Here is a 21,676-nt window from a genome sequence, read left to right on the forward strand (position 1 = left end):
ATGGCAACGATCAAGGATGTGGCAGCGCTTGCGGGTATTTCCTACACCACGGTGTCCCATGTGGTGAACAAGACGCGCCCGGTCAGTGAGCCGGTACGGATCAAGGTTGAAGCGGCGATCAAGCAACTGGACTACGTGCCCAGTGCCGTTGCGCGGTCGCTCAAGGCCAAGACCACGGCCACCATCGGTTTGCTGGTGCCCAACAGCCTCAACCCCTACTTTGCCGAACTGGCCCGAGGTATCGAGGATTACTGCGAGCGTAATGGCTATTGCGTGATCCTGTGCAATTCCGACGACAACGCCGAAAAGCAGCGCAACTATTTACGAGTGTTGCTTGAGAAGCGCATCGACGGCCTGATCGTTACCTCGGTGGGCGGCGATGACAGTGGCCTGGCCGCCGGCTTGAGCGCGGTACGCACGCCCATGGTGATTGTCGACCGGGCGCTGGACGGCATTGATGTTGACCTGGTGCGCATCGACCACGAGGAGGGCGCCTACCTGGCGACGCGGCATTTGCTGGAGTTGGGGCATCGGGATATCGCCTGTATCGGCGGCCCTGCCCGAACCCGTGTCGCGCAGATGCGTTTGGCGGGCTATCACCGCGCCCTGCGTGAAGCAGGGGTGGAGGTGGCGACCAATCGAGTCCAAGAAAGCGATTTCACCAGCACTGGCGGGTATGCCGCCGCCGTGCATTTGTTGGCGCAAAACCCGCCCAGCGCAATTTTCGCCAGTAACGACATGATCGGTTTCGGCGTGTTGCGTGCAGCGGCCGAGCGCAATATCCGCGTGCCCGGCGAGCTCTCGGTGATCGGTTTCGACGATATTCAAATGGGCCGTTACGTTTACCCGGCGTTGACGACGGTCGGACAGTCCATCGTGCAATTGGGTGAGACGGCGGCTGAGCTTTTACTGAAACGAATTGCTACACCCCAACTGCCGATCGATCAACGCATTGTGACGCCGAGCATTGTATTGCGTGAGTCCACGGCGCCCGTCGCCGGTGTCTTCGCCCAATACCGCTGAACCGAATTGATGAGTACTGATGTATGCCAGCAAAAGTAGTGGTAGTAGGCAGTTTGAACATGGACCTGGTCACCCGCGCCAGCCGGTTGCCCCGTGCAGGTGAAACCCTGGTCGGCCAGACGTTCACCACAGTGCCCGGCGGCAAGGGCGCCAACCAGGCGGTGGCATCGGCGCGGCTGGGGGCGGATGTTGCGATGATTGGCTGCGTCGGCACCGATGCCTACGGCACTCAATTGCGTAACGCGTTGCGGGTGGAGGGGATCGATTGCCAGGCCGTCAGCAGCGTGGACGGTTCCAGCGGCGTGGCGCTGATTGTGGTGGATGACAGCAGCCAGAACGCAATTGTGATCGTCGCTGGCGCCAACGGTGAGCTGACGCCAGCTTCGCTGCAGGCGTTTGACGCAGTACTGCAGGCGGCCGATGTGGTGGTCTGCCAGTTGGAAGTACCGATGGATACCGTGGGCTTCACACTTAAGCGCGGCCGCGAATTGGGCAAGACGGTCATCCTCAACCCGGCGCCGGCCAGCGCGCCGCTGCCGGCCGAATGGTACGCCTCGGTTGATTACCTGATTCCCAACGAAAGCGAAGCCACTGCGTTGAGCGGCATTACGGTCGACTCCCTGGACAGCGCGAAGTTGGCCGCTACTCACCTGATCAAAGCCGGCGCGGGCAAGGTCATCATCACGCTGGGCTCACAAGGCGCTTTATTTACTGACGGCCAGGCGTATGAGCATCTGCTGGCGCCCAAGGTCAAGGCCGTGGATACCACGGCAGCCGGTGACACCTTTGTCGGCGGTTTTGCCGCGGCGTTGGCCAGTGGCAAAAGCGAAGCCGAGGCGATCCGTTTTGGCCAGGTTGCGGCGGCGTTGTCGGTGACCCGCGCCGGTGCGCAACCCTCCATTCCTACGCTGCATGACGTACAAGGTTTTGTGTCCCCATGAAAAAGACCCCACTGCTCAATATCGCCCTGTCGCGCGTGATCGCCGCCCTGGGCCACGGAGATATCCTGGTGATCGGTGATGCCGGTTTGCCGGTGCCGCCGGGCGTCGAACTGATTGATCTGGCGTTGACCCAAGGCATTCCGGACTTCATCAGCACGTTGCGCGTTGTGCTTAGCGAAATGCAGGTGGAAAGCCATGTGCTCGCCGAAGAAATCCTGCTCAAGCAGCCACCGGCACTGAGCGCGCTCAATACCCTCACGGAGCAGGCGGCCCTCGGTGAACGACGCCTGGTCAATCATGAGGAATTCAAGCAGTTGAGCCGCAAGGCGCGTGCTGTGGTGCGCACTGGCGAGTGCCAGCCGTACTGCAATATTGCGTTGGTGTCTGGCGTAACCTTCTAAAGTAGCCCTGCGACAAGGAGTGTTTTATGCAACGTGGTCTTCCCATCCTGAGAAACCTGTTTCGGAGTGTCCTGCTTTTGTCCGCACTGACTGCTGCAAGCGCCCAGGCGGCGGAAAAAATCGACCTGATCATCGACACCGACCCAGGCGCCGACGATGTGGTGGCGTTGCTGTTTGCCATGGCCTCCCCGCAGGAGCTGAGTATTCGTGCATTGACCACGGTTGCTGGCAACGTGCGCCTGGACAAGACTTCCCGCAACGCACGGTTGGCGCGTGAGTGGGCAGGGCGGGAGGATATACCGGTATACGCCGGCGCACCGAAACCGCTGCTGCGCACGCCGATCTACGCTGAGAACATCCATGGCAAGGAAGGTATTTCCGGCGTCACCGTGCATGAGCCGAAAAAAGGCCTGTCTGAAGGCAATGCCGTGGATTACCTGATCAAGACCCTGAGCGCCGCCAAGCCCCACAGCATCACAATTGCAATGCTCGGCCCGCAGACCAACCTGGCGCTGGCGCTGAGCCAGGCTCCCGAGATCACCCAAGGCATCAAGGAAGTCGTGGTGATGGGTGGTGCGCACTTCAATGGCGGCAATATCACGCCAGTGGCGGAGTTCAACCTGTTTGCCGACCCTGTGGCGGCGGAAATTGTGCTCAAGAGTGGTGTCAAGCTCACCTACCTGCCGCTGGACGTCACCCACAAGGTGCTGACCAGTGAAGCGCGCTTGAAGAAAATCGCCGACCTGAATAACAACGCCAGCAAAGTCGTCAGTAATATTCTCAATGAATACGTTAAGGGTGACATGGAGCACTACGGCATCCCGGGTGGCCCGGTGCATGACGCTACCGTCATCGCCTACCTGCTCAAGCCATCGTTGTTCAGTGGGCGCCAAGCCAACATGGTGGTCGACAGTCGCGAAGGTCCTACCTTTGGCCAAACCATCGTCGACTGGTACGACGGGCTCAAGCAGGAAAAAAATGTGTTCTGGGTTGAGAATGGCGACGCCCAGGGCTTCTTCGATCTGCTGACCGAACGCCTGGCGCGCCTCAAGTAAGCGGCTGGCCGGTCGGCGTTCGCCGGCCGGTTCTTATTCGCGCTCGGGGTTATGTGCGCCCATGTGATCGGCTGGGTACTTTTCGAATACCTGGCCGATGAATGCTTGTGCTGCCTGGGTCCCCAATTCCTTGACCAGCAGGTCGATGCCGATGATCGCCAACTCTTCCGGGCTACCGGGGCTGTAGGAGCTTTGCCCTTGGGGCCACTTGGCTTTGATATCGGCTTGGAGCGTTACGGTGGTCATGGAAGTCTCACGGGGCTGGAAAATGCAGGGCAGTGCTAAAAAGCGGGTCTTACTGGGGCAGTTAACCATTTTGTATCGCGTTTGGCACTGATACTTAGGCATGAGGTGCTTCGGAATGGAGCGGGCGCTGTGCGACACTGCCTGCCTGTTTAATTGACGGGGAACTCCACGTGCAGATCGATTTGAATAACGCCGAGAGCCTCACCCTGGCCGCCGTGCGCCAACTGCTTGCCAGTGCCAGTGACGACGAACACACCCAACTGCGGGTCACCAAGGCCGGTATCGCGTATATCTCGTCGGGGAAGGCCGTGGGGGGGGTGGATATCGACGGGTTGCTGTTCCGCCTGGAAACCTGGGCCAAGGGCTCAGGTTATGTCGGTAATGTAGCGGCCAGTGACGAGGTCTGGGTCACGCAGATTTTCAACGCGCTGAAGCAGAATTGGCCAAAGCCGCCGTTTGATTACATCGACATCTACTGATTGCGTTCATATCTGGTCACGATTGCCCGGGCGAATGCCTGCCGATAGTCAGGCAGACTTGGCCAACGGCAGTTTACGTCTTGAAACCAATTTGCCAGACCGCTGTCGCACGATCTCTGTCCATTTTTTATCATAGGAGGCTTCATGCCTTGGAAGCTCGCATCATTCGGTACTTTGTTGGCAGCACTCGCGTTGGCGGGTTGCAGCACCCCGGGTGCCTCTGAGCCAGCCAAAGACGCCACCGTGGCCGATGCCGGTCATAGCCGCTGTGAGGCAAAGGCCGCCGAATTCACCATCGGCCAGAAAGCGTCGCCCCAGTTGCTGGAACAGGCCCGTACTCGCGCTGGCGCGCAGAACGCCCGGATCCTCAAGCCTAACGACATGATCACCCTGGAGTACCGCTCCGACCGCCTTAACCTGAACACCGACGACAATCTGGTGATCACGCGGGTCAATTGCGGCTAAGTCGTTCCTGGTTTTTGCAGCACCCATAAAAAACCCCGTCACATGGACGGGGTTTTTTTAGCTCAGCGGAGAATTACTCGCCGCGAACCTGTGCAGCTTGCATACCCTTTTGGCCTTTCTCAGCCACGAAGGAAACGGTTTGGCCTTCTTTCAGGCTTTTGAAACCGTCGCTTTCGATAGCTTTGAAGTGTACGAACAGGTCGTCACCGCCACCTTGAGGAGTGATGAAGCCGAAGCCTTTTTCATCGTTGAACCATTTAACGGTGCCGGTTTGGCGATTAGACATGGTGTATCTCCAAGAAACATATATTTTCAGTAGTACTGTGCTGCTCAGGCCAACTGGGCACACCGGGCTATCATAGTCGAAATGTTCGGCTTGGGAGCCCCCCCAAGGCATTGTTTGCTAATCAATAGCGTTGCGTTTAGTGCTTGAGTCGGCTGAAAGCCCCGATCTACGGGGCTTTGGCGCGAAATATCAGCTGGTAAAAAAAGCCGTAAAAGCTGCGTAATTTGTAAGAAATGGCAGTTTTCGGGCGGTTTTTTCAGCAAAACGGCCGTCTGATCAGGGGCTGTTCTTACTTTTTCTTCACGACTTTGCAGGACGAAATGGCCGCGACGGCTTTGTTTTTGAGCTCGGGTTTGGCGTTCTGGTTGGTCATCAGTTCCTTGATTTCCGCCGTGCTCAATTCAGCGTTAATTTTGTCGGCGCCACATTCGCAATGGTCTTTGGCGGTTTTGACGTCCACGTTCTGGCTAGCTGCAGCGCTGCAGTCTTTGACGAAGCTGTCGCGGGCACCGGCTGGCCAGTTCGACGGGGCTGCTGCCTGGGCGCCGAGTGAGATAAGGGTCAGGGATGCGGCGAGAGCGAGAGTAGAGGTAAAACGCATCATGGGATGCTCCTTTGGGTCGAGGACGAACGGCGATTCTCAGTGGGTTTGAGGCATTGCGTACAGCTCAAGTTCCGTTTTGCAGCTACAAAGCCGGGAATTTGTCATTACGTGGGGTAGCGTCGGCGCGGTGACCGTTCATCTGTGCTAGCATCCTCGGCCTGGCTATTCCCAGGCGTGCCATTTGCCGCCTTGCCATGTTTTTTTAGCTCACTCCAGTCACTCTGGTTCGATTATCGGTTGGCCGAAAGGCTCCTGCCGCTGTAAGGCAGGCGTTCATCTCTGAACGGCCTGGTATTGGATCTTGTACTGGCTCATCCCAACCCACGTGACCTTTGGTAGGGGTCACCACTAGGAGAGGAGGCGCCATGCCAACTATTACTCTTCCCGACGGCAGTCAACGTTCATTCGATCATCCGGTTTCCGTAGCCGAGGTCGCCGCATCCATTGGTGCAGGCCTGGCCAAGGCCACCGTTGCCGGCAAGGTCGACGGCAAGCTGGTTGATGCCAGCGACCTGATCACCACCGATGCCAGCCTGCAAATCATCACGCCCAAGGATCAAGAGGGGTTGGAGATCATTCGCCACTCTTGCGCTCACCTGATTGGCCATGCGGTCAAGCAGCTGTACCCGACGGCAAAAATGGTGATCGGTCCGGTCATTGACGAAGGCTTCTATTACGACATCGCCTATGAGCGTCCTTTCACCCCGGACGATCTGGCTGCGATCGAGCAGCGCATGCATGCGTTGATCGAAAAAGATTACGACGTGATCAAGAAAGTCACGCCGCGCGCCGAAGTGATCGATGTGTTCACTGCCCGTGGCGAAGACTACAAGTTGCGTCTGGTAGAAGACATGCCGGACGAACAGGCCATGGGCCTGTACTACCACGAAGAATACGTCGACATGTGCCGTGGCCCGCACGTGCCGAATACGCGTTTCCTCAAGTCGTTCAAGCTGACCAAGTTGTCCGGCGCCTACTGGCGTGGCGATGCGAAGAACGAGCAACTGCAGCGCATCTACGGCACTGCCTGGGCTGACAAGAAGCAGCTGGCCGCCTACATCCAGCGCATCGAAGAAGCCGAGAAACGTGACCACCGCAAGATCGGCAAACGCCTGAACCTGTTCCACCTCCAGGAAGAAGCGCCGGGCATGGTGTTCTGGCACCCGAACGGCTGGACCCTGTACCAGGTACTTGAGCAGTACATGCGCAAGGTTCAGCGCGACAACGGCTACCTGGAGATCAAGACTCCCCAGGTCGTTGACCGCAGCCTGTGGGAGAAATCCGGGCACTGGGCCAACTACGCCGACAACATGTTCACCACTCAGTCGGAAAACCGCGACTACGCCATCAAGCCCATGAACTGCCCGTGCCACGTGCAGGTGTTCAACCAAGGCTTGAAGAGCTACCGCGAGCTGCCGATGCGTTTGGCCGAGTTCGGTGCTTGCCACCGTAACGAGCCTTCGGGTGCGCTGCACGGCATCATGCGTGTGCGTGGCTTTACTCAGGACGACGCGCACATCTTCTGCACTGAAGAGCAGATGCAGGCTGAATCCGCTGCGTTCATCAAGTTGACCATGGACGTTTATCGCGATTTCGGCTTTACCGAAGTCGAGATGAAGCTGTCCACTCGTCCGGAAAAACGCGTCGGTTCCGACGAGCTGTGGGATCGCGCCGAAGCTGCACTGGCCGCAGCGCTAGACAGTGCGGGCCTTGCGTACGATCTGCAGCCGGGTGAGGGGGCTTTCTACGGTCCTAAGATCGAGTTCTCGCTGAAAGATTGCCTTGGCCGTGTCTGGCAGTGTGGTACTCTCCAGCTCGATTTTAACCTGCCGATCCGTCTGGGAGCCGAATACGTCTCCGAAGACAACAGCCGTAAACACCCGGTTATGCTGCACCGGGCGATCCTTGGCTCGTTCGAACGGTTCGTCGGTATCCTGATCGAGCACTACGAGGGTGCATTCCCTGCGTGGCTGGCTCCGACCCAGGCAGTGATCATGAATATCACTGATAAACAGGCAGATTTTGCCGCCGAAGTTGAAAAAACTCTCAACGAAAGCGGGTTTCGTGCCAAGTCCGACTTGAGAAATGAAAAGATCGGCTTTAAAATCCGCGAGCATACTTTGCTCAAGGTTCCCTATCTTTTGGTTATCGGAGATCGGGAAGTCGAGATGCAGACTGTCGCTGTGCGTACTCGTGAAGGTGCTGACCTGGGCTCGATGCCCGTCGCCCAGTTCGCTGAGTTCCTCGCGCAAGCGGTTTCCCGGCGTGGTCGCCCAGATTCGGAGTAATTATTATTAAGCGTGAAATGAGACAAGATAAACGAGCTGCACCGAAAGCCCCGATCAACGAGAATATCTCGGCACGCGAGGTTCGGTTAATTGGCGCTGACGGCGAGCAGATTGGCATCGTCTCGATTGATGAAGCGCTTCGTATCGCTGAAGAGTCCAAATTGGACCTGGTGGAAATCTCCGCCGACGCAGTCCCGCCTGTTTGCCGGGTGATGGACTACGGCAAGTCGATCTTCGAGAAGAAGAAGCAGATTGCTGCGGCGAAGAAGAACCAGAAGCAGATTCAAGTAAAAGAAATCAAGTTTCGTCCAGGGACGGAGGAAGGGGATTACCAGGTAAAACTGCGCAACCTGGTACGTTTCCTGAGTGATGGGGACAGGGCCAAGGTATCCTTGCGATTCCGCGGCCGTGAGATGGCCCACCAGGAGCTGGGGATGGAACTCCTCAAGCGGGTTGAAGCTGACCTGCTCGAGTACGGTTCGGTCGAACAGCATCCTAAGATGGAAGGACGCCAGCTGATCATGGTCATCGCCCCGAAAAAGAAGAAGTAATCAACAGGGCACGGCAGGCCTTCTGATTATGTTTATCAACTGAATGCGGAGTATCCGAACATGCCAAAGATGAAGACTAAAAGTGGTGCTGCTAAGCGGTTTCTGAAAACTGCTAACGGTATCAAGCACAAGCACGCTTTCAAGAGCCACATCCTGACCAAAATGTCGACCAAGCGTAAGCGTCAACTGCGCGGTAGCAGCTTGCTGCATCCGTCTGACGTGGCAAAAGTCGAGCGCATGCTGCGCCTTCGTTAATTTTTGGATCAAGAATAGAGGAAGTAACTCATGGCTCGTGTAAAGCGTGGCGTCATTGCCCGTAAACGTCACAAAAAAATTCTGAAACTTGCTAAAGGCTACTACGGCGCGCGTTCACGCGTATTCCGTGTTGCCAAGCAAGCGGTAATCAAGGCAGGCCAATACGCCTACCGCGACCGTCGTCAGAAAAAACGTCAGTTCCGCGCTCTGTGGATCGCTCGTATCAACGCTGGTGCTCGTGTTAACGGTCTGTCCTACAGCCGTTTCATCGCTGGCCTGAAAAAAGCTTCCATCGAGATCGACCGTAAGGTTCTGGCCGAACTGGCAGTGAACGAAAAAGCGGTGTTTGCTGCGATTGTCGAGAAAGCTAAAGCCACCTTGGCTTAAGTACCCCCGACAATCACCCTGGGCTGCTCCTGTAGCCCAAGGTGGTAAACGTCTTAAATAGGGGAAGAGCCTTCAAGCTCTTCCCCTATTTTGTATCTGGAGTCTGTACATGGAAAACCTGGACGCGCTCGTCGCTCAAGCTCTTGAGGCTGTGCAAAGCGCTGAAGATATCAATGCCCTGGAGCAAATCCGGGTTCACTACCTTGGTAAAAAAGGTGAATTGACTCAGGTGATGAAGACCCTGGGGAATTTGCCGGCTGAAGAGCGTCCGCAAGTCGGTGCGCTGATCAACGTCGCCAAGGAGCGTGTTACAGAGGTGCTCAATGCGCGCAAGGCGACGATGGAGGAGGCCGATCTAGCGGCCAAACTCGCCGCCGAGTCCATTGACGTAACCTTGCCTGGTCGTGGCCAGGCCTCGGGCGGCCTGCATCCGATTACCCGGACTCTGGAACGTATCGAGCAGTTCTTCACCCATATTGGCTACGGCATTGCCGAAGGCCCTGAGGTCGAAGACGACTACCACAACTTCGAGGCGCTCAACATCCCAGGCCATCACCCGGCCCGGTCGATGCACGACACCTTCTATTTCAACGCAAACATGCTGTTGCGCACCCATACCTCGCCGGTACAGGTCCGCACCATGGAAGCGAACAAGCCGCCGATCCGCATTGTCTGCCCAGGCCGTGTGTACCGTAGCGACTCCGATATTACCCACTCGCCGATGTTCCACCAGGTCGAAGGCCTGCTGGTTGATCGCGATATCAACTTCGCCGACCTCAAAGGCACCATCGAAGAGTTCCTGCGGGTGTTCTTCGAGAAGGAGCTGGCGGTGCGTTTCCGTCCATCGTTCTTCCCGTTCACCGAGCCGTCCGCTGAAGTCGACATGGAATGCGTGATGTGCAGCGGTAAAGGCTGCCGCGTCTGCAAGCAGACCGGCTGGCTGGAAGTGATGGGCTGCGGCATGGTTCACCCTAACGTGCTGCGCATGTCTGGGATCGACCCAGAAGAATTCTCGGGCTTTGCCTTCGGCATGGGCGTTGAGCGTCTGGCCATGCTGCGTTACGGCGTGAACGACTTGCGTCTGTTCTTCGACAACGACTTGCGGTTCCTCGCGCAATTTCGCTAGTCGTAACGAATCTTTAGGAGAGCAGGATGAAATTCAGTGAACAATGGCTGCGTGGCTGGGTAAGCCCGCAGGTAGATCGCGACGAGCTGGTTGCTCGTCTGTCGATGGCCGGTCTTGAGGTCGATAGCGTTACGCCGGCCGCCGGTGTTTTCAGCGGCGTTGTCGTGGGTGAGGTGCTGAGCACCGAGCAGCACCCGGATGCCGACAAACTGCGTGTGTGCCAGGTCAGCAGTGGTACGGAAACCTTCCAGGTCGTGTGCGGTGCGCCAAACGTGCGTCCGGGCCTGAAGATTCCGTTCGCCATGATCGGTGCCGAATTGCCAGGCGACTTCAAGATCAAGAAAGCCAAACTGCGTGGCGTTGAGTCCAACGGCATGCTGTGCTCCCAGTCCGAGCTGCAAGTGGGCGAGGGCAACGATGGGCTGATGGAACTGCCGGCCGACGCGCCAGTAGGTCAGGACATCCGTGTTTACCTGGAGCTTGAAGACGCCAGCATCGAGGTCGACCTGACCCCGAACCGCGGCGACTGCTTGTCCCTGGCTGGCTTGGCCCGTGAAGTGGGCGCGCTTTACAACGCGCCGGTCACCCGTCCAGTGGTTGCTGCTGTGCCGGCCGTGCACGACGAAGTGCGCCCGATCGAAGTCATCGCACCCAACGCCTGCCCGCGTTACCTGGGCCGTGTGATTCGTAACGTCGACCTGTCCAAGCCTACGCCGCTGTGGATGGTTGAGCGTCTGCGTCGCGCCGACGTGCGCAGCATCGACGCTGCCGTCGATATCACCAACTACGTAATGCTGGAGCTGGGCCAACCGCTGCATGCCTTCGATCTCGCCGAAATCAACGGTGGCATCCGCGTACGCATGGCCGAAGAAGGCGAGAAGCTGGTTCTGCTGGATGGCCAGGAAGTCAGCCTGCGTGCCGATACCTTGGTCATTGCCGACCATTCCCGTGCCCTGGCGATTGCTGGCGTGATGGGTGGCGAGCACAGCGGTGTGTCCGCGACCACCCGCGACGTATTCCTTGAAAGCGCGTTCTTCGACCAGATCGCTATCGCTGGCAAGGCCCGTTCCTACGGCCTGCACACCGATGCTTCGCACCGCTACGAGCGTGGCGTGGACTGGAAGCTGGCCCGTGAAGCCATGGAGCGCGCCACTGGCCTGCTGCTGGAAATCACCGGTGGCGAAGCTGGCCCAATCACCGAAACCGTCAACGAACAGTACCTGCCGTCCGTTGCGCCGATCACCCTGCGTGCCAAAAGCGTTGAGCAGATGCTGGGCCTGGTGATCGAACCGGCTGAAATCGAGCAACTACTGTCTGCCCTCGGTCTGGCCATCTCTGTAAGCGGGGAAGGGCAGTGGAAGGTTGAAGTACCAAGCCATCGTTTCGATATCAGCCTGGAAGTCGACCTGATCGAAGAATTGGCCCGTTTGTATGGTTACAACCGCCTGCCGGTTCGTTACCCACAAGCGCGTCTGGCGCCACAACCCAAGGCCGAGGCGCGTGCGCACCTGCCGGAGCTGCGCCGTCTGCTGGTGGCCCGCGGTTATCAGGAAGCCGTGACTTACAGCTTCATCGATCCCAAGCAGTTCGAACTGTTCAACCCAGGCGTCGAACCGCTGTTGCTGGCTAACCCGATCTCCAACGACATGGCTGCCATGCGTTCGTCGCTGTGGCCAGGTCTGGTGAAAGCACTTTCCCACAACCTGAACCGTCAGCAAGACCGCGTGCGCATGTTCGAAAGCGGCCTGCGTTTTGTCGGTCAGTTGGATGGCTTGAAGCAAGAGCCGATGCTGGCTGGCGTAGTCTGCGGTAGCCGTCTGCCGGAAGGCTGGGCGCAAGGCCGTGATGCCGTGGACTTCTTCGACGTCAAGGCTGACGTGGAAGCAGTACTGGGCTTCGCCGGTGCATTGGATGCCTTCACCTTCCTGCCTGGCAGTCACCCGGCGCTGCATCCGGGCCAGACTGCGCGCATTGAGCGTGAAGGTCGTTTGGTCGGTTTCGTCGGTGCCATCCACCCAGAGCTGTCGAAAACCCTGGGTCTTGACCGTCCGGTGTTTGTATTCGAATTAGTCCTGGCCGAAGTGGCTTCGGGCAAGATGCCGAAATTCAGCGAGCTGTCGCGCTTCCCTGAAGTGCGCCGCGACCTGGCGCTGATCGCCGACCGTGAAGTGGCCGCCACTGCCGTTCTGGATGTAATCCGTGAAAATGCAGGGGAATGGCTGACAGACCTCAGGCTATTTGACGTCTATCAGGGTAAAGGTATTGATCCGCATAGAAAAAGCCTTGCCGTTGGCTTGACCTGGCAGCATCCATCGCGCACTCTTAATGACGATGAGGTGAATACCACGACACAAAATATCCTCACCTCGCTCGAACAAAGGTTGAACGCCACGTTAAGGAAGTGACGTATGGGGGCTTTGACGAAAGCTGAGATGGCGGAACGTCTGTACGAAGAGTTGGGTCTGAACAAGCGCGAGGCCAAGGAATTGGTCGAGCTGTTCTTTGAAGAAATCAGACACGCTCTGGAAGACAACGAGCAGGTCAAATTGTCCGGTTTCGGCAATTTTGATCTGCGGGACAAACGCCAGCGGCCTGGCCGCAATCCAAAAACGGGAGAAGAAATCCCGATCACGGCTCGCCGTGTGGTCACCTTTCGTCCAGGGCAGAAGTTGAAGGCCCGAGTTGAGGCTTATGCTGGAACCAAGTCATAACGACGAGCTACCCGTCATCCCAGGCAAACGCTACTTCACCATTGGTGAAGTCAGCGAGCTTTGTGCGGTAAAACCGCACGTGCTGCGCTATTGGGAGCAGGAGTTTCCTCAACTCAACCCCGTCAAACGTACCGGGAACCGTCGGTATTATCAGCGCCAGGATGTGCTGATGATCCGACAGATCCGTGCGTTGCTGTACGACCAAGGGTTCACCATCAGCGGAGCGCGCCAGCGTATGTCCGGTGATGAGGCCAAAGACGACACCACCCAATACAAGCAAATGATCCGCCAGATGATCGCCGAGCTCGAAGATGTGCTGGTGGTTTTGAAGAAATAAATCCGGCTTTTAAAATACTTCCACATTTCAAAAGCTTGCGGTATATTCCTGATCGCTTCGTTGCGAAGCAAACCCAGTAACACGCCTAGTCGGGGCGTAGCGCAGTCCGGTAGCGCACTAGCATGGGGTGCTAGGGGTCGAGTGTTCGAATCACTCCGTCCCGACCATATTTTTCAGTAACTTAGCCGAACTCTAACCAGTTCGGCTTTTTTACGGGTAGTGACTTTTGCGGGGGCATACGGTTTATCTCCTCAAGATGGTCAGCGCTGGCCCGCGAGAGTCAGTTGCCGACACTTTGTTTGCAGCCTCAATCAGGCACTGCAATTCAGCTGTAGAATAGTGGCTCGTGATGCTGTCGTTCTTATGCCCTTGCAATGCCTTCTGATCCTCCTTTATCACGTTTGCCGCACATAGCCTTCTGCTGGGTGTGTTTCAAATCGTGAACCCGGAAAACTCTGACCCCTAGCCTTGAAATCAGAGCGGGATACGTCCAGCGAAACTTACTTTGGCATCAATGTTCTCCCCTATCGAAAACAAAGCCTGGCGCTAGGTCCAAGCTCGTACTTGGATTGCGCCTCGGCAGCTCGGCGATCAATCTCTATAAATGCCCAAGCATGTTCTGAGCGTCCGGCACGCGCTTGCCACATCTAAATAAAAAGACCAGAATAAAGACCGATATAGGAGTCTTATCTATGCAAAATATTCTGGCCGATGTGGCCGTCAGCGTATCTGAACTCAAGAAGAATCCCTCCTCCGTCTTGAGTGGTGCCAACGGCCTGCCCGTGGCCGTGCTGAACCACAATCGCGTTATGGGCTACATGGTTCCTGCAAATGTCTACGAGGCCATGGTAGCGCGCCTGGACGAACTGGAACTGGTCCAACTGGTCAAGGCACGGCTCGACGCCAACGAAACACCTGTTCGAGTATCTCTCGACGATCTGATTGGCGAGGCCGAGGCAGATATAGCCAATGGGCGTTGAGTACGAGGTCGAGTGGGATCCGAAGGCACTGAAAGAATTGCGAAAGCTTGACGGCACAATCCGCCTCCAGTTTCTGAAAAAGCTCCAGGAGCGGCAGGCAGGCCCGCGAGTGCCAAGTGATGCGCTTCACGGAATGAAGGATTGCTACAAGATCAAATTGCGAGGCGCCGGTTACCGGCTGGTGTATCGCGTTGAGGATGAGCGAATTGTCATTCTGGTGCTGGCCATCGGCAAGAGGGAGCGAAGTTCGGTGTATCAGCAGGCAGGGAAACGGTAGGCTGGTTCCCGTCCCGACCATATTTTGAAAGGGGGCCAATCACTTAGGTGATTGGCCCCCTTTTTCGTTTGCGGTTTTCACAACGCTTCACAACCCACTAAAGCATCCCCTCAACTTCTCCCAACCTCACCCGCGGAACCACGCTCTGCGGAATCCTTGAGCACTCAGAAACGTTGTAAACCCTAAAGCCATCCCTCACGACTTTACTGGCCATCAACTCAAACGACGGCAATATCCGGGTGTAGTAGTGCTGATCAAGCCCGCAAGGGGATTTGATGGACTCGTGGCTCTCATAAAACCTTCCCGATTTTTCGTTCAGGTCAACGCCCACCATAAACACCTTGGAGAAGCCGAGGTGGTACGCCAGCTGCAGCGTCAGGTAGGCCACGGTTCGTGCATCAAAGAAGCCTTTGCTCATGTCCTTGCTGAACCCAATAGGGCGTTGGCGAAGGCCGGGTAGGGGAAGATTGGCAATCAGCTCTCTGTGTTTACCTCGCACAGAATCGAACCAGGACGGTCTCTTGGCCTTGGACAACGGGTAAAGGCGCCCAGCCGGGTGAATACCCAACGACTGCGCGTGTTCCTTCCGTAACGCGACGTTTTGGCTGACGGTCATCGCGTAATTGAATAAGTCCGGCTGTTGTTGGGGAAAACCCGTATCGGTGCAGGTGTAAAACAAGGGTTTGACGTCGGTGCCCAAGAACATCGAAATGGCGCCATTCATCGTGATCATTGGCACATGGGCGAATTGTTCGAGGGGGAACGACTGAGCCGACAGGCCGGACGCAATGATGAACACTGCGCCGGTTTGCGTATTTCGGCAGGCATCAAAAGCGTTCAATCGAGGAGAGAGCTTTTCCATCGGACCCTGCCGTGCTCTGTAGTGACAATGCGGACTGCACCGGACTCTATAGGGCTCACGCAGTTCTTTTCATGAAGAAAACTACACAAACCTGCCGTCAGAACGTTTGCCCCATCGAGAACTGAAACACCTGCTTATCTGCGTTCTCAGGCGTCTTGATCGGGTACGCCAGGTTCACGCTCAGCGGCCCCAGAGGGCTGTACCAGGTCACCCCAACGCCCACCGAACTGGCCATCTGGTTCAGGTCAACGCTGCCACAGCCCTGGGTGGTGCTGAGGTAGCACTTGTCCGAATACACCGAGCCTACGTCCCAGAACAGTGAGGTGCGCACCGACTTGTTGTCTTTGATGAACGGCACCGGGAACAAGTATTCCACCCCTCCGGTGATCAGGATATTGCCGCCCAGCGCTTCGGTATCGCGGTCCGAGTAATACGCCTGGCCGGCGCTGGAATAGGTGCCGGTGGCCGGGGTGTTGCGCGGGCCAAGGGTGCCGCTTTCAAAACCGCGTACGGTGCCTTCGCCACCCGCCGTGTAGGTTTCGTAGAAGGGCAGGCTGTCTGTGGAGCCATAGCCGTTGCCGTAGCCAAGCTTGGTGTGAAATCGCAGGGTGGTGCTGTTGGTGACGGGCACGTAGGACTGCCCGGTGTAGTCGATCTTGTAGAAGCTCAGGTCGCTGCCGGGCACCGTCACCATCAAGTTAAGGTTCTGCGAATACCCGCGAGTGGCCAGCACGCCCTTGTTCAGCGTTGATTCCGACCAGCCAAGGTTAGCCTTGAAGTTGGTGAAGTCCTTGCCTTCGCGCTCGACAAAATCATAGATTTCATCGGCGCTGTAGGTACCCGGCTCAATGCTGTCGTGCTGGGCCGTCAGGCCAAAGCTCAGGCGCGAGGTTTCATTGATCGGGTAACCCAGGGTCGCGCCCAGGCCGTAGCTGTTGATCGCGTAATACGAGACCCCATCATCGTAGTACTTGTTGTAGTCGGTCTTGCTGTAGAACGCGTTGTAGCCCAGGCTCACACCGTCCGGGGTGAAGTACGGGTCGGTAAAGCCAATGTTGTACTTGCTCTGGTACTCCGAGCGGGTCAACCCCAGGCTTGCGTAGTTGCCGGTGCCGAGGAAGTTGTTCTGGGTGATCGAGCCACCCAGGATCAGGCCGGCGCTTTGGGCAAAGCCGACGCTGGCGGTGATCGACCCCGACGCTTGTTCTTCTACGGCGTAGTTCACATCCAGCTGGTCGTCCATACCTGCCACGGCGGGGGTTTCGACGTTGACCTCCTTGAAGAAACCCAGGCGCTCCAGGCGTACCTTGGACTGATCGATCAGGTAGGTCGAGGCCCAGCCGCCTTCCATCTGGCGCATCTCGCGGCGCAGCACTTTGTCGTCGGTCTTGGTATTGCCGCGAAAATTGAGCCGGTTGACGTAGGCACGCTTGCCGGGGTCGACGGCGAAGGTGATGTCCACCGTGTGGTCCTTGTCATCCGCTTGGGGCACGCCGCTGACGTTGGCAAAGGTGTAGCCCTCATTGCCCAGGCGACGGGTGATCAGCTCCGAGGTGGTGGTCATCAGCTTGCGCGAGAACACCTGGCCCTTTTGCACCAGCAGCAGTGACTGCACCTGGTCTTCGGGCACTTTGAGCTCGCCACTGAGCTTCACCGCACGCACCGTGTATTTCTGGCCTTCCTGGATATTCACGGTGATATAGACGTGCTTCTTGTCGGGCGTCATGGACACCTGGGTCGAGGCGATATCCATGTTGATGTAGCCACGGTCCAGGTAATACGAGCGCAACCGCTCCAGGTCACCGGAAAGTTTTTCCCGTGCGTACTTGTCGTCATTCTTGAAGAACGACAGCCAGTTGCTGGTCTTGAGGCTGAACTGGTCGATCAGCGCTTCATCGGGGAATACCGTGTTGCCCACCACGTTGATGTGCTGGATCGACGCCACTTCGCCCTCATTGATCTTGATCTTCACGCCCACCCGGTTGCGCGGCTGGGCCACCACTTCGGTCTCCACCGACGCCGAGTAACGCCCTTGGGCAACGTACTGGCGCTGCAACTCGTTGCGTACACCTTCCAGGGTGGCGCGCTGGAAAATCTCACCCTCGGCCAGGCCGGACTGCTTCATGCCCTTCATCAAGTCTTCGGTGGAAATGGCCTTGTTGCCCTCGAACTCAATGCTGGCAACCGAAGGGCGCTCGACTACATTGATAATCAGCACATCGCCTTCGCGGCTCAGTTGGATGTCTTGGAAGTAGCCGGTCTTGAACAGAGCGCGGGTGGAGTCCACCAGGCGTCGGTCGTCCGCTTCGTCGCCGACGTTGAGGGGCAAGGCGCCAAACACGCTGCCCGCCGACACCCGTTGCAGGCCGTTGATTCGAATATCCGAGATTTTGAAACCCTGGGCGAGTGCCAGGGAGGCATTGAGCAGCAGCGCAACCGAGCAGAGCAGGCGCGAAAAATTCATCAAGATCTTTTCCAGAACACATCGACAAGCAGCGCCGGCGCGGCCGGACTGGTGAATATCCAGCTTAAGAGCGTCGCGCGTTTGATGCGGTTAACTGAATGTCAAGTTAGGTAAAGGTTGGCCAGCAAACCCCGCGCAAGGCTGATAATGCGCAGCCCCCCACTGACGAGCCCGCGATGATCTCCGTACTGTTGGTTGACGATGACCAGGAACTGACTGGAATGCTGAGCCAATACCTGGCCAGCGAAGGCTTTGCCGCGACCGCCGTGCACACGGGGGAGGAGGGTGAAGTCGAGGCGCTGTCGGGGCGCTACAGCATGTGGTGCTGGACGTCATGCTGCCCAAACGCTCGGGTATCGAGGTGCTGCGGCGTATCCGTGCGGTGAGCCAGGTGCCGGTGGTGTTGCTCACCGCCCGTGGCGACAACATCGACCGCATCACCGGGCTTGAACTGGGCGCCGATGACTACGTGCCCAAGCCCAGTTCCCCTGGCGAGTTGGTGGCGCGTTTGCGCGCGATCATGCGCCGGGTGCAGCCGGTGGGCCAGCCAACCACCGAAATGATCAAGACCGGCGCGCTGGTGCTGTGGCCCGGCAAGCGCCAGGCCTTGTGGAACGGCGTCGAGCTGGGGGTGACCAGCACCGAATTCAGCTTGCTCGAAGAACTGGCCCGCAGCGCCGGCCAGGTGGTGAGTAAAAAGGATCTGTCCCTCAATGCCCTGGGCTGCCCGCTGACCCGCTACGACCGGCGCATCGACGTGCATATCAGCAGCATCCGGCAAAAACTCGGGCCGCGCCCGGACGCCAAGGCCTGGATCCAGAGCGTGCGCGGCCTCGGTTACCTGTTGATCGCCGAATGACCAAGCCCAGCCTGCTGTTTTGGAAACTATTCCTGGCCTTTTGGTTGGCCACCACCCTGACCTTTCTGGTGGGGATAGGTGTACTGGAGCTTGGCCGTTTCCGCCCAAACGACCCCCATGTCGAAGCCATCCTGGCGGCTGAGGAAAAGCTGTTGCAGCAATTCGGCGTCGAGGCGGGTGGCGAGTTGCTCATCGTCTGGGAGCGTCCTGCCGATGAAGGTATCGGTGTCTATGACAGCACGGGTCGATTGGTGGCGGGGGTGCCCGTTACGGACGTAGCTCATGAGCGATCAGTAACCAGCAAAGAGGGCCTGGCGCTGTCGATTCGCTCCACCCACGCGCCCGGCAAGGACCCCGGCCGGCCCTGGCACGAGATCCCACTCATCATCGGCACGGTGATGAGTGCGTTGTTCAGTGGCTACATGGCCTATTACCTGGCGTGGCCCCTGGCGTACCTGCGCCGGGCAATGAGCGATGTAGCCCAGGGGCGTTTCGAAACCCGGGTCAAGCCCGCCATGGGCAATCGCCGCGATGAAATCGTCGACCTGGCCGAAGACTGCGACCGTATGGCCAACCAATTGAAGGTGTTGGTGAACGCCCAGCAACATTTATTGCACGACATCTCCCATGAACTGCGCTCCCCCCTGACCCGTATACAGGCCGCCATCGGGCTGTTTCGCCAGGACTCTACTCGCGTGGAAATGCTGGAGCGCATCGAGCGCGAATCCGAGCGCATGGACACCCTCATCGAGGCGCTGCTGACCCTGGCGCGCCTGCAGGGACGGCCCGAGAGCATCGAGCGCGAGCCGCTGGATATTGTTGAATTGCTAAGGATGATTGTCGAGGACGCCCAGTTCGAAGCCGGCATCAAAGGCTGTCGTGTCGAGCTACACGCCGGCCCGCCGTTCATCGCCTGCGTCAGCGGTGAATTGCTGTACCGCTGCTTCGAAAACGTCATCCGCAATGCCGTGCGCTACACCCGGCCGAACACCACGGTGCGGGTATCGGCCCAGGTCAACGCCGAAGGCAACCGATTGAGCGTACAGATCACCGACCACGGCCCAGGCGTTGAAAACGAGCGGCTGCAAAGCATCTTCCATCCCTTCGAGCGTGGCGTCGGCGATGCCAGTGTGGGCTTCGGCCTGGGCCTGGCCATTGCGGCCCGGGCGGTGCAAATGCACGGCGGCACCATCGCCGCGCGCAACAAACCCGTCGGCGGTCTCACGGTGGAGATCAACCTCCACAGCGCACGATCTTTACACGACATTACATTGGCTTGACCGCCCTGTACGTGGCGCCTGATTAGACTTGCCGCCATTGATTGAGTGGAGGTGGCGATGTTTCAGGTGCATAAAAAGGGCTTTGTGTCCGGCAGGAAAATGGTCGACGGCCTGGTCCCCTACGACTTCTTCTGCGAAGACAACCCGGCGATCAATCTGTTTGTATTCACGGGTGCGGCCACGCCGCAAGCCACGGTAGAAGAACAGACGCTATGGGGCTTCACGCGCCTGGAGCGCTTCGAGGCGATGAGCGCCGCGCTGGTCACCCACAAGAAACACGCCGGCTGGTTCCAGAGCGTCAGCGTGCTGACCGGGCCGAACCAGAACGGCACCCAAAGCGTGAAGTTCCAGCGCGTGCTGAAGATCATCAAGCACGCCAGCGCTGCTCGGAAGGTGGACTACGAAATCCTCACCGACGAAGGCGACATCTACTTCACGCGCCAGAGTCTCTCTCCCGACAGCGCACAAACCATCATCTATTCAGCAGAACCTGCGCTGGCCATGTAACTCAAGGTCATGCGGCTCAACGCACGAATGCCCACTGCCAGGCTTGGGTCGTCCACCTGGAACCCCGGCGAGTGCGTCGGCCATACGGTCTTGCCTTCCAGCGCGGGCGGCGTGACGCCCATGCGCATGAAAATCCCCGGCACTTGGCGCGCGTATTCGGCGAAGTCGTCGGCGCCATAGGTGCCATTGTCGATGCGTACGGGAGTGGTCGACACCTGTTGCAGCTCCGGCAGTAATTGGTCCACCAGCGCGGTGTTGTTGTAGCCGGCGCGGTAGTTGCCCGGCAGGTACTCGATCTTGGCGGACGCCCCCGACGCCAGGGCGATCTGCTCGGCGGTGCGAGTCATGCGTTGCAGCAGATCCTCGCGCTGCTCATCGCTGACAGTACGGATCGAGCCTTCCAGGCGCACCTCGGCGGGGATGATGTTATGCCGGTCACCCGCCTCGATACGGCCCACGGAAATCACCGGCGCGGGCAACAGGCTGAGGTTCGACTGGCGGCTGGGAATGGTCTGCCACGCCAGGATCACCTGGGCTGCTACCGGCACGGGGTCGATACCGGTCCAAGGGAAGGCGGCGTGGGTCTGGCGACCGATGATGTGCGCCACAAAGGTGTCTGCCGCCGCCGTGGTGCGCTGGCGGCTGAGGGTGAAGGTGCCGGCCGTGCCTGCGGTGACGTGGATGCCGAAGATCACCGCGGGTACCGGGTTTTGCAACGCGCCTTCCTTGATCATCAACTGTGCGCCACCTTGCTCACCCAGCGGCGGGCCTTCCTCGGCCGGTTGGAAGATCAACTTGAGTGTGCCTGGCAGTTGCTCGCGATGGGCCGCCAACACTTCGGCCACCCCCAGTGCCATGACCATATGGGCGTCGTGACCGCAGGCATGCATCACCCCGACCTCCTTGCCCCGGCTGCGAAAGTCCCCGCCTTCATCCTTGCTGCGCACGGTCGAGGCGTAGGGCAGGCCGGTCTGTTCGGTGAGGGGCAGCGCGTCCAATTCGGCACGAATCGCCACCACCGGCCCAGGCTTGCCGCCACGCAGAATACCGATCACGCCGGTGTGGGCGATGCCGGTCTGCACCTCCAACCCCAGTTCGCGCAGGCGTTGGGCGATGCGTTCACTGGTGTGGAATTCGCGGTTGCCCAGTTCCGGCTGTTGGTGGATGGCGTGGCGCAGTTCGATCACGCCGGGCAGGGCTTGGCGGATTTGTGCATCCAGATCCGCCCAAGGTTCAGCGGCCGATGCGACGCCGCACGACAGCAACAGAAAAAAAGCTAGCTTGGACATATC

General features: G+C 58.3%; 24 protein-coding genes, 1 tRNA gene and 2 pseudogenes. 20 read left to right on the forward strand and 7 right to left on the reverse strand.

Annotated features, from left to right (window positions below; genetic code table 11):
• The 4 genes from ACLD1Y_RS28170 to ACLD1Y_RS28185 are packed head-to-tail and all read left to right on the forward strand — an operon-like array spanning window position 1 to window position 3,420.
• Complete coding sequence (locus ACLD1Y_RS28170; protein ID WP_429480954.1) at window positions 1-1,023, forward strand: LacI family DNA-binding transcriptional regulator; 1,023 nt, start codon at window positions 1-3, stop codon at window positions 1,021-1,023.
• A gap of 23 nt (window positions 1,024-1,046) precedes the next feature.
• The gene (rbsK, locus tag ACLD1Y_RS28175; protein ID WP_429480955.1) at window positions 1,047-1,964 is read left to right on the forward strand and encodes a ribokinase; all 918 of its coding nucleotides are present in this window, start codon (window positions 1,047-1,049) and stop codon (window positions 1,962-1,964) included.
• Entirely contained in the window at window positions 1,961-2,365 is a 405-nt protein-coding gene (gene rbsD / locus ACLD1Y_RS28180) for a D-ribose pyranase (protein WP_429480956.1), read from the forward strand. Before rbsK ends, rbsD begins: the two co-directional genes overlap by 4 nt.
• Before the next feature lie 26 nt (window positions 2,366-2,391).
• Window positions 2,392-3,420, forward strand: coding sequence for a nucleoside hydrolase (locus ACLD1Y_RS28185; RefSeq protein ID WP_429480957.1), 1,029 nt, complete (start codon window positions 2,392-2,394; stop codon window positions 3,418-3,420).
• 33 nt (window positions 3,421-3,453) lie between these two features.
• Here ACLD1Y_RS28185 and ACLD1Y_RS28190 read toward each other — a convergent pair whose 3' ends face one another.
• Window positions 3,454-3,666: a hypothetical protein gene (locus ACLD1Y_RS28190; protein WP_032886978.1), complete on the reverse strand. Its 213-nt coding sequence runs from the start codon at window positions 3,664-3,666 to the stop codon at window positions 3,454-3,456.
• 170 nt (window positions 3,667-3,836) lie between these two features.
• Here ACLD1Y_RS28190 and ACLD1Y_RS28195 point away from each other — a divergent pair, with 170 nt between their 5' ends.
• Window positions 3,837-4,145 (forward strand): hypothetical protein, encoded by a 309-nt coding sequence (locus ACLD1Y_RS28195; protein WP_429480958.1) that lies wholly within the window; start codon window positions 3,837-3,839, stop codon window positions 4,143-4,145.
• Window positions 4,146-4,289: 144 nt separating this feature from the next.
• Window positions 4,290-4,610, forward strand: a complete 321-nt coding sequence (locus ACLD1Y_RS28200; protein WP_429480959.1) for an I78 family peptidase inhibitor — start codon at window positions 4,290-4,292, stop codon at window positions 4,608-4,610.
• Window positions 4,611-4,683: 73 nt separating this feature from the next.
• Here ACLD1Y_RS28200 and ACLD1Y_RS28205 read toward each other — a convergent pair whose 3' ends face one another.
• Together ACLD1Y_RS28205 and ACLD1Y_RS28210 are read right to left on the reverse strand one after the other, a co-directional pair.
• Complete coding sequence (locus ACLD1Y_RS28205; protein WP_003234260.1) at window positions 4,684-4,896, reverse strand: cold-shock protein; 213 nt, start codon at window positions 4,894-4,896, stop codon at window positions 4,684-4,686.
• Between the two features lie 289 nt (window positions 4,897-5,185).
• Window positions 5,186-5,500, reverse strand: a complete 315-nt coding sequence (locus tag ACLD1Y_RS28210; RefSeq protein ID WP_429480960.1) for a hypothetical protein — start codon at window positions 5,498-5,500, stop codon at window positions 5,186-5,188.
• Window positions 5,501-5,865: 365 nt separating this feature from the next.
• On the opposite strand from ACLD1Y_RS28210, the gene thrS reads away from it, so the two are divergent.
• From thrS to ACLD1Y_RS28255, 9 genes are all read left to right on the forward strand, one after another.
• The gene (gene thrS / locus ACLD1Y_RS28215; RefSeq protein WP_429480961.1) at window positions 5,866-7,788 is read left to right on the forward strand and encodes a threonine--tRNA ligase; all 1,923 of its coding nucleotides are present in this window, start codon (window positions 5,866-5,868) and stop codon (window positions 7,786-7,788) included.
• The gene (infC, locus tag ACLD1Y_RS28220; protein ID WP_169850653.1) at window positions 7,788-8,339 is read left to right on the forward strand and encodes a translation initiation factor IF-3; all 552 of its coding nucleotides are present in this window, start codon (window positions 7,788-7,790) and stop codon (window positions 8,337-8,339) included. Before thrS ends, infC begins: the two co-directional genes overlap by 1 nt.
• Window positions 8,340-8,399: 60 nt before the next feature.
• On the forward strand, window positions 8,400-8,594 hold the full coding sequence (gene rpmI, locus ACLD1Y_RS28225) for a 50S ribosomal protein L35 (protein WP_002553160.1): 195 nt from the start codon (window positions 8,400-8,402) through the stop codon (window positions 8,592-8,594).
• 30 nt (window positions 8,595-8,624) lie between these two features.
• A complete protein-coding gene (gene rplT, locus ACLD1Y_RS28230; protein WP_003174975.1) occupies window positions 8,625-8,981 on the forward strand; it encodes a 50S ribosomal protein L20 in 357 nt (118 codons plus the stop codon).
• Window positions 8,982-9,090: 109 nt separating this feature from the next.
• The gene (gene pheS, locus ACLD1Y_RS28235) at window positions 9,091-10,107 is read left to right on the forward strand and encodes a phenylalanine--tRNA ligase subunit alpha (protein WP_017737822.1); all 1,017 of its coding nucleotides are present in this window, start codon (window positions 9,091-9,093) and stop codon (window positions 10,105-10,107) included.
• A gap of 26 nt (window positions 10,108-10,133) precedes the next feature.
• Window positions 10,134-12,512 carry a phenylalanine--tRNA ligase subunit beta gene (gene pheT, locus ACLD1Y_RS28240; protein WP_429480962.1) on the forward strand — a complete coding sequence of 793 codons (2,379 nt, stop codon included), beginning with the start codon at window positions 10,134-10,136 and terminating at the stop codon, window positions 12,510-12,512.
• 3 nt (window positions 12,513-12,515) lie between these two features.
• Entirely contained in the window at window positions 12,516-12,818 is a 303-nt protein-coding gene (gene ihfA / locus ACLD1Y_RS28245; RefSeq protein ID WP_002553164.1) for an integration host factor subunit alpha, read from the forward strand.
• Window positions 12,799-13,155: a MerR family transcriptional regulator gene (locus ACLD1Y_RS28250; protein WP_010209127.1), complete on the forward strand. Its 357-nt coding sequence runs from the start codon at window positions 12,799-12,801 to the stop codon at window positions 13,153-13,155. Before ihfA ends, ACLD1Y_RS28250 begins: the two co-directional genes overlap by 20 nt.
• 90 nt (window positions 13,156-13,245) lie before the next feature.
• A tRNA-Pro gene (locus tag ACLD1Y_RS28255) sits at window positions 13,246-13,322 on the forward strand.
• A gap of 76 nt (window positions 13,323-13,398) precedes the next feature.
• On the opposite strand, the pseudogene ACLD1Y_RS28260 reads toward ACLD1Y_RS28255, so the two are convergent.
• A pseudogene (locus tag ACLD1Y_RS28260) lies at window positions 13,399-13,618 on the reverse strand (tyrosine-type recombinase/integrase); the annotation flags it as partial.
• A gap of 229 nt (window positions 13,619-13,847) precedes the next feature.
• On the opposite strand from ACLD1Y_RS28260, the gene ACLD1Y_RS28265 reads away from it, so the two are divergent.
• Together ACLD1Y_RS28265 and ACLD1Y_RS28270 are read left to right on the forward strand one after the other, a co-directional pair.
• Complete coding sequence (locus ACLD1Y_RS28265; RefSeq protein WP_429480963.1) at window positions 13,848-14,135, forward strand: type II toxin-antitoxin system Phd/YefM family antitoxin; 288 nt, start codon at window positions 13,848-13,850, stop codon at window positions 14,133-14,135.
• Window positions 14,125-14,412: a type II toxin-antitoxin system RelE family toxin gene (locus ACLD1Y_RS28270; protein ID WP_429480964.1), complete on the forward strand. Its 288-nt coding sequence runs from the start codon at window positions 14,125-14,127 to the stop codon at window positions 14,410-14,412. Before ACLD1Y_RS28265 ends, ACLD1Y_RS28270 begins: the two co-directional genes overlap by 11 nt.
• Before the next feature lie 97 nt (window positions 14,413-14,509).
• Here ACLD1Y_RS28270 and ACLD1Y_RS28275 read toward each other — a convergent pair whose 3' ends face one another.
• Together ACLD1Y_RS28275 and bamA are read right to left on the reverse strand one after the other, a co-directional pair.
• Complete coding sequence (locus ACLD1Y_RS28275) at window positions 14,510-15,274, reverse strand: lipopolysaccharide biosynthesis protein (protein WP_429480965.1); 765 nt, start codon at window positions 15,272-15,274, stop codon at window positions 14,510-14,512.
• Window positions 15,275-15,371: 97 nt separating this feature from the next.
• Window positions 15,372-17,738 (reverse strand): outer membrane protein assembly factor BamA, encoded by a 2,367-nt coding sequence (gene bamA, locus ACLD1Y_RS28280; RefSeq protein ID WP_429480966.1) that lies wholly within the window; start codon window positions 17,736-17,738, stop codon window positions 15,372-15,374.
• 176 nt (window positions 17,739-17,914) lie between these two features.
• On the opposite strand from bamA, the pseudogene ACLD1Y_RS28285 reads away from it, so the two are divergent.
• The 3 genes and pseudogenes from ACLD1Y_RS28285 (at window position 17,915) to ACLD1Y_RS28295 (ending at window position 20,384) form a co-directional block, all read left to right on the forward strand.
• Window positions 17,915-18,597 (forward strand): annotated as a pseudogene (locus ACLD1Y_RS28285) (response regulator).
• Complete coding sequence (locus ACLD1Y_RS28290) at window positions 18,594-19,877, forward strand: HAMP domain-containing sensor histidine kinase (RefSeq protein ID WP_429480967.1); 1,284 nt, start codon at window positions 18,594-18,596, stop codon at window positions 19,875-19,877. The pseudogene ACLD1Y_RS28285 and the gene ACLD1Y_RS28290 overlap by 4 nt, the downstream one beginning before the upstream one ends.
• Before the next feature lie 57 nt (window positions 19,878-19,934).
• Window positions 19,935-20,384: a hypothetical protein gene (locus ACLD1Y_RS28295; RefSeq protein WP_429480968.1), complete on the forward strand. Its 450-nt coding sequence runs from the start codon at window positions 19,935-19,937 to the stop codon at window positions 20,382-20,384.
• Here the strand turns inward: ACLD1Y_RS28295 and ACLD1Y_RS28300 are convergent.
• Window positions 20,354-21,673, reverse strand: coding sequence for an amidohydrolase (locus tag ACLD1Y_RS28300; protein ID WP_429480969.1), 1,320 nt, complete (start codon window positions 21,671-21,673; stop codon window positions 20,354-20,356). The two genes, ACLD1Y_RS28295 and ACLD1Y_RS28300, sit on opposite strands and share 31 nt — an antisense overlap.
• Window positions 21,674-21,676 lie beyond the last annotated feature (3 nt).

This window comes from Pseudomonas sp. 18175, from assembly GCF_050432925.1.
Taxonomy (GTDB): Bacteria; Pseudomonadota; Gammaproteobacteria; order Pseudomonadales; family Pseudomonadaceae; genus Aquipseudomonas.

What these genes read in the sequence shown, in the direction of transcription:
- ACLD1Y_RS28275 (WP_429480965.1), bottom strand. Translation starts at nt 15,274, where the DNA reads ATGGAAAAGCTCTCTCCTCGATTGAACGCTTTTGATGCCTGCCGAAAT.
- ACLD1Y_RS28210 (WP_429480960.1), bottom strand. Translation starts at nt 5,500, where the DNA reads ATGATGCGTTTTACCTCTACTCTCGCTCTCGCCGCATCCCTGACCCTT.
- rbsD (WP_429480956.1), top strand. Translation starts at nt 1,961, where the DNA reads ATGAAAAAGACCCCACTGCTCAATATCGCCCTGTCGCGCGTGATCGCC.
- ACLD1Y_RS28295 (WP_429480968.1), top strand. Translation starts at nt 19,935, where the DNA reads ATGTTTCAGGTGCATAAAAAGGGCTTTGTGTCCGGCAGGAAAATGGTC.
- ACLD1Y_RS28265 (WP_429480963.1), top strand. Translation starts at nt 13,848, where the DNA reads ATGCAAAATATTCTGGCCGATGTGGCCGTCAGCGTATCTGAACTCAAG.
- thrS (WP_429480961.1), top strand. Translation starts at nt 5,866, where the DNA reads ATGCCAACTATTACTCTTCCCGACGGCAGTCAACGTTCATTCGATCAT.
- ihfA (WP_002553164.1), top strand. Translation starts at nt 12,516, where the DNA reads ATGGGGGCTTTGACGAAAGCTGAGATGGCGGAACGTCTGTACGAAGAG.
- ACLD1Y_RS28185 (WP_429480957.1), top strand. Translation starts at nt 2,392, where the DNA reads ATGCAACGTGGTCTTCCCATCCTGAGAAACCTGTTTCGGAGTGTCCTG.
- bamA (WP_429480966.1), bottom strand. Translation starts at nt 17,738, where the DNA reads ATGAATTTTTCGCGCCTGCTCTGCTCGGTTGCGCTGCTGCTCAATGCC.
- rplT (WP_003174975.1), top strand. Translation starts at nt 8,625, where the DNA reads ATGGCTCGTGTAAAGCGTGGCGTCATTGCCCGTAAACGTCACAAAAAA.
- ACLD1Y_RS28170 (WP_429480954.1), top strand. Translation starts at nt 1, where the DNA reads ATGGCAACGATCAAGGATGTGGCAGCGCTTGCGGGTATTTCCTACACC.
- rbsK (WP_429480955.1), top strand. Translation starts at nt 1,047, where the DNA reads ATGCCAGCAAAAGTAGTGGTAGTAGGCAGTTTGAACATGGACCTGGTC.
- ACLD1Y_RS28290 (WP_429480967.1), top strand. Translation starts at nt 18,594, where the DNA reads ATGACCAAGCCCAGCCTGCTGTTTTGGAAACTATTCCTGGCCTTTTGG.
- pheT (WP_429480962.1), top strand. Translation starts at nt 10,134, where the DNA reads ATGAAATTCAGTGAACAATGGCTGCGTGGCTGGGTAAGCCCGCAGGTA.
- ACLD1Y_RS28250 (WP_010209127.1), top strand. Translation starts at nt 12,799, where the DNA reads ATGCTGGAACCAAGTCATAACGACGAGCTACCCGTCATCCCAGGCAAA.
- ACLD1Y_RS28190 (WP_032886978.1), bottom strand. Translation starts at nt 3,666, where the DNA reads ATGACCACCGTAACGCTCCAAGCCGATATCAAAGCCAAGTGGCCCCAA.
- ACLD1Y_RS28270 (WP_429480964.1), top strand. Translation starts at nt 14,125, where the DNA reads ATGGGCGTTGAGTACGAGGTCGAGTGGGATCCGAAGGCACTGAAAGAA.
- pheS (WP_017737822.1), top strand. Translation starts at nt 9,091, where the DNA reads ATGGAAAACCTGGACGCGCTCGTCGCTCAAGCTCTTGAGGCTGTGCAA.
- ACLD1Y_RS28200 (WP_429480959.1), top strand. Translation starts at nt 4,290, where the DNA reads ATGCCTTGGAAGCTCGCATCATTCGGTACTTTGTTGGCAGCACTCGCG.
- rpmI (WP_002553160.1), top strand. Translation starts at nt 8,400, where the DNA reads ATGCCAAAGATGAAGACTAAAAGTGGTGCTGCTAAGCGGTTTCTGAAA.
- ACLD1Y_RS28205 (WP_003234260.1), bottom strand. Translation starts at nt 4,896, where the DNA reads ATGTCTAATCGCCAAACCGGCACCGTTAAATGGTTCAACGATGAAAAA.
- ACLD1Y_RS28300 (WP_429480969.1), bottom strand. Translation starts at nt 21,673, where the DNA reads ATGTCCAAGCTAGCTTTTTTTCTGTTGCTGTCGTGCGGCGTCGCATCG.